The 8,341-nt window shown below is 40.3% G+C and carries 7 protein-coding genes and 1 pseudogene; 1 reads left to right on the plus strand and 7 read right to left on the minus strand.

Translation table 11 applies throughout. The features are described 5' to 3' along the window. Window positions 1-710 precede the first annotated feature (710 nt). A pseudogene (locus H6G97_RS39675) lies at window positions 711-1,649 on the plus strand (DUF5996 family protein). Between the two features lie 16 nt (window positions 1,650-1,665). Here the strand turns inward: H6G97_RS39675 and H6G97_RS39680 are convergent. From H6G97_RS39680 to H6G97_RS39710, 7 genes are all read right to left on the minus strand, one after another. After that, a complete protein-coding gene (locus H6G97_RS39680) occupies window positions 1,666-1,809 on the minus strand; it encodes a hypothetical protein (protein WP_190946121.1) in 144 nt (47 codons plus the stop codon). Further along, window positions 1,806-2,627 (minus strand): HNH endonuclease, encoded by an 822-nt coding sequence (locus H6G97_RS39685; RefSeq protein WP_242055884.1) that lies wholly within the window; start codon window positions 2,625-2,627, stop codon window positions 1,806-1,808. The genes H6G97_RS39680 and H6G97_RS39685 overlap by 4 nt, the downstream gene beginning before the upstream one ends. A 500-nt stretch (window positions 2,628-3,127) precedes the next feature. Further along, window positions 3,128-4,582 (minus strand): tellurite resistance TerB family protein, encoded by a 1,455-nt coding sequence (locus H6G97_RS39690; RefSeq protein ID WP_190946122.1) that lies wholly within the window; start codon window positions 4,580-4,582, stop codon window positions 3,128-3,130. Between the two features lie 66 nt (window positions 4,583-4,648). Next, a complete protein-coding gene (locus H6G97_RS39695; RefSeq protein WP_190946123.1) occupies window positions 4,649-4,810 on the minus strand; it encodes a CopG family transcriptional regulator in 162 nt (53 codons plus the stop codon). Between the two features lie 335 nt (window positions 4,811-5,145). Beyond that, a complete protein-coding gene (locus H6G97_RS39700) occupies window positions 5,146-5,736 on the minus strand; it encodes a hypothetical protein (RefSeq protein ID WP_242055885.1) in 591 nt (196 codons plus the stop codon). Between the two features lie 44 nt (window positions 5,737-5,780). Next, window positions 5,781-6,965, minus strand: coding sequence for a GmrSD restriction endonuclease domain-containing protein (locus H6G97_RS53770; protein ID WP_242055886.1), 1,185 nt, complete (start codon window positions 6,963-6,965; stop codon window positions 5,781-5,783). A gap of 209 nt (window positions 6,966-7,174) precedes the next feature. Beyond that, window positions 7,175-8,239 (minus strand): GmrSD restriction endonuclease domain-containing protein, encoded by a 1,065-nt coding sequence (locus H6G97_RS39710; protein WP_190946124.1) that lies wholly within the window; start codon window positions 8,237-8,239, stop codon window positions 7,175-7,177. Between the last annotated feature and the right edge of the window lie 102 nt (window positions 8,240-8,341).

Below are 8,341 nucleotides of genomic sequence, written 5' to 3' on the forward strand. Positions count from 1 at the left end.
ATCTTGTTTTCAGTTCTCCCTCAGCAGTAGCTTTTATAGCACAAAAGCTCCTAAACCGAATCTTCGTGCCAGATTTCCCACCAACACACCACTCATTCCTCCAATAGCCCTACATCAGTAGGGCTTTCGCCACATACTCGTGAGAATCGATTGGGGAAACGATGGACTAAGTTTCGCTTTTAGAACGATGTCTAGGCGACTTCGCACCAGATTTACTACCAACACCTTACCCCATCACTCTAATAGCCCACATCAGCAAGACTTTCGGCAAAAAAGAGAGAATCGATTGGGGAGACGATAGGCTAGCCTCATCTAGCGAAGCGATCGCTCTTTATCGTGCAATTCTGCCAACGCCTTCTTTGCCTCAAAAAACGCTCTTTCCACACGGCGCTCTAGGTGCAGGCGATAAGCATAGCTATACCGTCAGGCTTATCGCGGGAGCTTTGCTCGGTTAATTCTGGAACTTTAATAACAGTAATGGTGATTGTTACTATCGCTGGGTTTTCCTCAAGAGGAAGATTATTTGATGGTGCACTGTGGATAATATGCTTGCCCATCATTTATTGTGGACGCATTTATGCCCTCAATCTTCAAGAGGCGAAAATTAAGTTAACTCAGATTGGTATAGTCATATTATTGAGGCGCAATGTAATAAACTTTTACTGGTTTATCGTAATTTCACGCCAATTTTTTACATGGAGGTACGGCTCATGACTACTCTGCACCGTTCACCTACTGATAACTGGCTTCCGTTACCTGTTGCTGCATGGCAGGATACTTATGAAACATTGCATCTGTGGACTCAGATTGTGGGCAAAATCCGGTTAGCATTAACTCCTCAAATCAATCATTGGTGGCACTCAACTTTGTATGTCACGCCCCGTGGACTCACAACCTCGACAATTCCCTATGGCAGCCGCAATTTTCAAATTACCTTTAATTTTCTGCTTCATCAACTCGTAATTGAGACAAGTGATGGTACGACAAGAATCATCGAACTGGCTCCCCAATCTGTTGCTAACTTCTATCAAGCTGTAATCAATGCTTTAAAAGAAATCTCCATCGACGTGCGGATTTGGACAATGCCCCAGGAAGTTGCTGCTCCCATTCCCTTTGAGCAGGATGAGAAACATACCGCCTATGACAGGGAATATGCTCAACGGTTTTGGCAGATTTTAGTTCAAACCGAGCGCATCTTGAGCCAATTTCGCTCTGGTTATGCTGGGAAATGTAGCCCTGTACATTTTTTCTGGGGCAGTTTTGATTTAGCAGTGACCAGATTTTCCGGGCGACGCGCTCCACAACATCCAGGTGGTGTACCCAATATGGCTGATTGGGTAACGCGGGAAGCGTACTCGCATGAGGTCAGTAGTTGTGGTTTTTGGTTTGGCGGTGGCGGACAAGAAGCTTTATTCTATGCCTATGCTTACCCAGAACCTGAAGGATTTAAAGATTACCCCATTGGGCCATAAGAAGCGAGTTATAGCTCAGACATGAGAGAATTTATCCTGCCCTACGAAGTAGTGCGCCAGGCTAACGACCCAGATTCAATGGTACTTACGTTTTTACAATCTACATACGAAGCAGCAGCCAATTCAGCACAATGGGATCGTGCTGCATTAGACTACGTTCCAGTGCTGAAAAGCTAATTTCAAACAATCTTTATCAATAAATCTGTTCAAAATTCAATACGGCTTCTAAAAACACCTGCCGCGATCGCATTAAAGGTTGATGTGTGTAGCCAGTCCAAACAAGAGTAGCCTTGAAGATGAAGCCAGCACTCATGGTAAAGTTGATCGCAGATTTCAAGCAGGTGTAGAACCACCAAGCGCATTTCTGCAAGCATCAGCAGTTTCTATGCCAAAACCACCAGCTTGAGCATGACGGAGTAGCGATTGTACTATCGGCATCGCAATGCTCATGCCAAATAAAGCATTGAACCCTGCCACAACCATTGGTGCTGACAATATAACTGCAAATTCTGGAAATAACGCCAATACAGCCACTAAAATCAGGAAAACAATTGGTGTCGCAATGCCTGCTGCCTTTGCAGCTTCTACAATTAAATTTTTGTACTCTTCAACAGTAATGTCGCCCCGATAAAGATCCAAGGAATATGAAATCGCTGTGACTATAACTTGGGTGAGAATAGCGGTTCCTGTAGCAGTGATCCCCAGCCTAGCAATTGTTCCAGAATTGCAGATAATAGAATCTACTGCATTATAAACCCGAATATAAAACTGCTCTCCAACAGTCATTACTTCGGCTCCGCGACGCAGATTATCAACGCCTATTTCCCACACAATGTTGTTAGCACCATTTGAGCCACCTTGGGAGCGTGGAATGATATGGCTACCATGCTTATCGCTCAAGAATTCACGGATAGTCCTTTCGTCTCCTCCAAGCTTTGATGTGCCTGGAATTTTCTCAAACAGCTTCATCACATCTGCATCAGAGCGAGGTAAATCTCCAGTTCTCAGACCAGCACGATACCTCAATCTATATGCAATCTTGGGCATCTCTAGGGCTAGTTCCGCAGCAGTCCTCGGTAAGTTTTGTAATGCCTCAGCTACAGCTACACTCGAAGTTGTCACACCAATAGCAGTGCCTTCTAATGCTTTACCCACATTTTGTACAGTTTGAAAACCCTGCTGTGCTGTTGCAGGTAAATCATTAATTGCATTAATACTTGAGTTAGTAATCTCTACAGTAGTATTTTTGATTCCATCAACTACTTCTTCTATCCCCTTTGCTGTATTAGTTGCTGCTTCTTACGCTTTATCTTTGAGCGTATCCGCTAAATTTCGTGCTTGGTTGATGAAATCCATGTTCGAGTAAACTGTTATTTTGATAATTTAGTATTTAGTTCAGCTTCTCCCCTCAAAGCTAAGAACCACATCAGCATTAATCATGAACTTCCAAGGGAATATTTAAAGAGATAGTAAAGAACTTATAGCTTTAGTCTGTGGTAAGTCAAAAGCTGAACTATAGAGCTAGTTTAGCTGTTTTATTAACCCCATCTTTGATAACCAGACTACGGAAATAGACCTTGTGTTGGCAATGAGGGCAAATGACCTATTCATCTCGAAAATTTTGTTACAGAATATTAAGTCGGACATGGTGTTAGTTAAAGATTATCAGCAGCTGGTCGCAGACGATATTGTTCACGAACACCTCTTAATAATTTAGTCTTTGAACCATTTGATTCTATTACTTCTGCCACTTCCAGAAGTTCGCCCTTGTGCTTAAGATTTATTGCCCTACGAATTTCCTTAACCTCGTCACGAGAAATATCTAATTTATCTGCCATACGATTATGAAGTTGCAATTCTGTCCCAAAGATTTTTCCATCAGCAATGGCTATTTCCCAAGCTACACATAAAATCAAGCGATGTTTCAGCCGCTCTTTATTGCTTTGACTACAAGTTTTGTCTCGATGTTCATTATCGAAAAGAATACTTGTTTCTATAATTTGATCAAAAGTTTTATGTTCTTTTGTAACTTTCCAAACTAGAGATTGCTCTTCCTTTCTAATACCGTAAGCAGTTATTAATCTATCTACCGTATCCTTCTCCTCGTCAGCTAATTCTCCGTCTATCCAAGCCATTGGTAATGCAGCAATAATAATTTCTGATAAAAACTTACTCATTTTGGCGGCTTCTTCTTTATTGCTCCAGTTTGCCAAACCATTGTAAATTCCGATGGTTGCCAGCACTCCTAGCCCAACAGGAGCTGCAAGCGTCAGTAATGTGTATGTTGATGCACTAACAACTATACCCGTTGATATTCCAAAAAACCCTTGGACAGCTGTCCACATACTAGCTGGTACAAGTACTGATGAGGCAACTGCTGAACTTCCAAGACCAGCCAGTGCGCCTAAAGATGCACCTGTGCTTAAAGAGACTGTATCTTTTAACCAACTATCGTTGTTATTTTGTTTTAATGAATTCGTATTGAAATCTTGATACTCTCGAATTGAGTTTCTACCAATATATACACTTAATCCATCTAATTCATGGTCAAGGTGGCTCTGAAAAGATTTATCCGTAAAGTTGATGCCGTGTTTACTACCTTCTTCGTAAATTTTTTGGGAGGAATCATTAATAGTCGTTACAACTTTCTGCCATGAGTTGCCAAAAATTTTTTTCAAATCATGAATATCAGCTTCTATTTCATTGAGTCCAGCAAATTTCTTTTTTCTAAGTTGTTCTAGATAATAACCTTTGTTGATAGCAAAAATTGTGTCTAAAACGGCTAGGGCAACTACAAGGGCGATTGCAGCTGCAATTGGACTGGTAACAGCACCAATTAAGGGGACACCAGTCCAAGGGATAAGGGAATAAGCCATAAAAGGTACAATACTACCAATTGACAAAAGTGCTGCGTTAATAATTTTGCGCTCTTTGGCAGATGAATTCATATCAGAATATAAAATTTTTATTAGGCGAATATAAGAAGGAATTTTTGGGATACGAGTCAATGTGAAATTGATAAGAGTAGCCAGTACAGGAACTAAAAGAGCAAAAACAGTCGTAAGTACTGGTAAGACAGTCTGAATTACGAAGGAAAGAACGATGAGCATACTAAATATTTACCTAAGAGAATTTATTTAAATTGTTTGAGCCTGATGCTCTTATAAAGGTTCAATTCAATTTACATTTGGTATTGATTCAACAGTCAAAGAACGAATCAACTCTCGAATCACATCGGTTGCTGGCCGTCCTGTGATTGAGCAGTATTTTTCTAATCTTTCTGCTTCCCCGAATGCCAGATTAATTGTGAGTCGTTTAGTAGCCCATTTCTTATTCACGGGTTAAATCAACTTTCTTGTAAACTACTTCTCTAATATCAATCATTTAAGCTGTCGTTACCACGGTAGATTTAATGAAATTAGATTCAAGAGGCTATCAAGAAACTGCTATCAAGTTTAAAAATATAATGAAGTAATTGAATAGTTTCTAGAGTATGAAGCTTAAGTAATTTTAAAACTAGGACTGTGAATAGAATATAAGGTAAATCATTTTACTTTGTTAAGCAGACAGTAGAAACACATAATAATTAACAGCTTATGAATAATATGGCTAGCAGCAATTTTAAGCTAGACTGAATTAAGCCAGGAACAGCAAAGATTTTAGCGAAGCGAGATCAATCTAATTTCAAATTTAACGATTGGATAAAAGATGCACCATTAGACTTTAGTTCTTCAGATGATGGTAGTAGTGCTAGAGCTTCAACTGCTTGATTATCTTTGATACAAAGTAAACTTCTTTGATAAATTAGCTTACTATTAATATTTATACCCTTTTTCTTACTTTCTGCTTGTAATGAAGGGCTGGGAACTCCCGTTAAGGTAAAATCTAAACATTTATACCCATTCTTCATAACAGAAAATTGAGCTATCGTTTTACCGTTCACGAAGTTAGATTTTTTTGCAGCTTCGCTAATAGCCTGTAAAATTTTTGGGATTTTTTCAGCAGCTATTTTTTTAGCAAAGGTTGATTGAGCTACAGTATATGCAGATTCACCTTTTATAGCTATCCATGTGCGGGTTGTTATGCCTTTAACTGGAGTATTAACCTCTTCTACAACAGAACCCGGCATCAAAATGCTGAAGTTCCCTTCTTTAGAAGTAAATACTTGGTCTTGAGATGATGCAGGAGCGCAAGCCGATAAAGCAAATATGCCCAAGTAAGTTATTATCTGAAAGTGATTAATAAATTTGGTGAACCAATTCATAATTTGTTTGAACAATTAAATTTGTTTACTGATTTATAGCTTATTTACACCCAACCTAAATCTTCTAAAGCTTGACTAACCTGCTCCCGTAACTGCCACTGCCATTCTCGTTGACTAGTAATTTCAGCATCTTCCAAAGTTTTCCAGTACCCGGAAGCTAACATTAGTGACCAGAATGGTTTACCACTATCGTCATGTTGACATGGCGAATAGTTTAAGTAATTTGCAACCAGTTCTGCGATTCTGGCGTATTGGAGATTTGCACCGCCAAAATGCTCATATCCAGCCGCCTCTGCTAACTCAGTTGCAGTGATAATTTGTCCAGGTGCATGATAGTGAGCTTTGAGCATAAGTTTATGGCTATCCGTCAGTTGGCTGCTGATAGCTATAAAAGCTTGTTTATAATCCTCTAGTGGCGGAAACTGAATAGCTAAAACTTCTTGAATTACATAGCTTTTGAACCTGTCTATGTCTGTAAAATAGCGATAACCAAGACGATTTGCAGCCTCTTCTATTTCTTGATTTGCATCAATTATCAAGGCAACTGGTTGACTTTTCCCCGATTGCAAACCATTGGGCCATGCTAAATCCAGTACTGTACTCACTGTTCCTGTCGAATCAGCAATTTCGTACATCCATTCACCAATCGGTAATCCCTGCTCTTGCACCCATACATTACATTCTTCAAGAACTCGTTCCTCAGCCAGTGGTACAACCGCAGTAGAACTTTCCGCTTCTTCTTTTAAAATAGAATCTGTCGCTTTTGGTTCTGGAATATCCCCGGTGAGTAAGCTATTCAAAAATTTATTAGCAGCTTGAGCTAAAAGCTCACGATGTGCGGTTAAGAAATCACGGTAGTTTTCAATTTGCCACAAACTGCGTTCCATCGGTATCCAGTGCGTTGCGATCGCACCCGGTTGGGTTTGCTCGAATGCCTCGAAATACTCCAAAGGATGTCGGTTTGAAACTTTGAGGTTGGTTTCTTGGGTTAGAAATGTCAGATTAGCGATCGCGTTAACTTCGGATTTAGGATATCGAGCTTTGGAAAGTAGCGATTTCGGAAAAATATGATGGACTTGCAAATAGCAATGTTTACCGAGAAGATGTTTGGATAGTTCGATGCCACTATCCCAATCTTGTGCTTGATGCACACGAGTGAGCATATAAACTAATGGATAAAATCTTGCTCCCATACCCCAACCTTGAAAGTCAATAGCTTTGATTTCCAAGTCTCCGCGATTTTGCCGTAGGTTGGCGATAAGTTGGTCTAGCAGGGCGGCCGCATCATGTCAATAAGCATACTTTATTGAGAATAGATTTAAAATCAATGTCATTAAGTTTTGCTTATTGCGAAAGTTTTAGGCGATCGCTTTGGGGCTTAAAAAATAATCAAGCTCGAAATCCTGATTTTTTCGTTGGTTCTTAACCTTCGTTGTGATCAAGAGTAATTTAGATGCGTTTGCCCTGGTTGGTCTAGCGGATTATCTTCAGATTCCAATATGTGTAAATCTTGTGCTAGAACGCTCTCAGTTGAGCCTGCGTACCGTCCCCACAATAAAGTATGTACATACCAGTAAAGTAACTTGTCGCGCTCTGTGTGATCTCTAAGATGTTCGCCACGCGCAACAAGGTAACGCACCATGACAGGAAAGGCGTAAATACCACCGAGTACCCGATTGTGGTCAAGTCCCAAACGCCCAGAAATGAGGTTGAGCAGGGTATCAATAGCTTTTTCTGCCTTGTATAGCCCGTCTTGAAACGTTACAGTCTTAACATCTTTGAGTGCGGAAAACATTGCCTCTCCGGTAATAACTGCATTGATGCACCTCAGCAACCACTCCAAACGAAAGTCAAAACCTGCTTTATTCCATTTTGCCAGACGTGCTTTGAGTTCACTACGGGCATCCGGCCATTGAGCGCAAACTTTTGCTAGTGCCAAATCACCTTTGGATAGTTTGGTTCCTCCGCTATTAACAGTGTTAAAAATCTCTACAACAACATCAACTGTTTTATCTTCACCAGTGACTTCTTCGATATGCAAATTGATATTTTTGATGCCTTCTAGTTTATTTAAAGCATTAATGTAAGTAGTCAAATTCAGACTAAGCTCTGGAATTTTGAGCAAATGCCCAATGAAAACTCCTACTCCTTGCTGCATCAATTCAGTCACATTTACCCATAAGGGGTTATCCTTCATTTTGATGGGAGCGTAAAATTCAAATATTTCATCTTCCAAGTTGAAATACAAACCAGTGAAAGCTTGCACATTGCCATCAAAAAACTGAGGCGGTCTACCCCGCACAATTCCATAGAAGGAGGTAATGCGCTGTTGCCCATCTAGTAGCAGTTTAACTGTGCCAGTGGAAAGTTTACCATCGCCACGAGCATGGTCAATTGCTTGTTCGGTTTTAGTTTGCCACACTAATAAACTACCAATGGGATGTCTGCGATATAGCGAATTCATCAATCCGCGTACTTGGTCACGATTCCAAAAGGGGAGCATCCACTTTTGGCAGAAAGACTCAAATAGCTAATAAACCATTGAGATAAGCACAACGAATAGAGAGGATGTGATTAACACTATCAACATTCCACTGTGCGCCAG

Source organism: Nostoc flagelliforme FACHB-838 (assembly GCF_014698065.1).
GTDB classification, from domain to species: domain Bacteria; phylum Cyanobacteriota; class Cyanobacteriia; order Cyanobacteriales; family Nostocaceae; genus Nostoc; species Nostoc flagelliforme_B.

What these genes read in the sequence shown, in the direction of transcription:
- H6G97_RS39710 (WP_190946124.1), bottom strand. Translation starts at nt 8,239, where the DNA reads ATGCTCCCCTTTTGGAATCGTGACCAAGTACGCGGATTGATGAATTCG.
- H6G97_RS39690 (WP_190946122.1), bottom strand. Translation starts at nt 4,582, where the DNA reads ATGCTCATCGTTCTTTCCTTCGTAATTCAGACTGTCTTACCAGTACTT.
- H6G97_RS39700 (WP_242055885.1), bottom strand. Translation starts at nt 5,736, where the DNA reads ATGAATTGGTTCACCAAATTTATTAATCACTTTCAGATAATAACTTAC.